The 771-nt window shown below is 68.5% G+C and carries 1 protein-coding gene; it reads right to left on the bottom strand.

Annotated features, from left to right (window positions below; translation table 11 throughout):
- The coding region (locus tag DJ75_RS02145) for a hypothetical protein (protein WP_094522234.1) at positions 1-771 on the bottom strand (771 nt) is incomplete at both ends.

Below are 771 nucleotides of genomic sequence, written 5' to 3'. Positions count from 1 at the left end.
GTCGGGGTAGAACAGCGCGGCGAGCGTCTGTATTGCGGTCCGCCCGCTGGCCAGTTCGAACTGACCACCGCCGTAGCAGTCGATGCCGCGCTCCTCGCAGTACGCGATCGTCTCGAACAGGGATTCGAGGGTGCCGAACCGCGAGGGTTTGATGTTACACCAGCCGGGCTCAACCGGGAGCGATTCGAGGCTCTCGACGCCGTCGATCGGGTAGTCGAAGGAGAGCCGGTCGGCCTGGGGCTCGACGAGCGGACTGGTCTGCGGCGTGAACGCCGGGTCCTCGACGATCGCGGCGGGGAACGCGGCGAACACGTCGCGGTACAGCTCCGGGTCGGCCTCGACGTCCACGTCGGTGTCCTCGTACCAGCCCTTCAGGTCGAGGATCCGAACCGCGTCGGTCTCCCTGAGCGCGACGAACGCCTCCTCGGGCCAGTCCGGAGTCGGGTCGAGCTTGAACTCCAAGTCGTCGTCGAGCGCGAGTAACTCCTTGACGCGGTCGGTCGTCGGCGGCTCGCCGAGCCGGGTGGAGACGACGAACCGGACCGGGTCCGGTTCGATCCCGAGGTACTCGCCGAGCGACTCGTCACGCTGTCGGAGCGCTAGGTCGAGCGCGGCGCTCTCTACGGCCCACCGGCGGTAGTTCCGGAAGTACTCGCGCGTGGGCGGCTCGTGGGCGAACAGGTCCTCGTCGTCGAGCCGAGCGGAGAGCTCCTCGATCGTCCACTCGCCCTCGATGTCGATGGGGTCGGTCCCGACGAGGGCCGCGTGGTC

It is taken from the genome of Halorubrum sp. Eb13, from assembly GCF_002252895.1.
GTDB lineage: Archaea > Halobacteriota > Halobacteria > Halobacteriales > Haloferacaceae > Halorubrum.
Note: the sequence above shows the minus strand (reverse complement) of the source record. Positions and strands in the feature narration are given on the sequence as shown.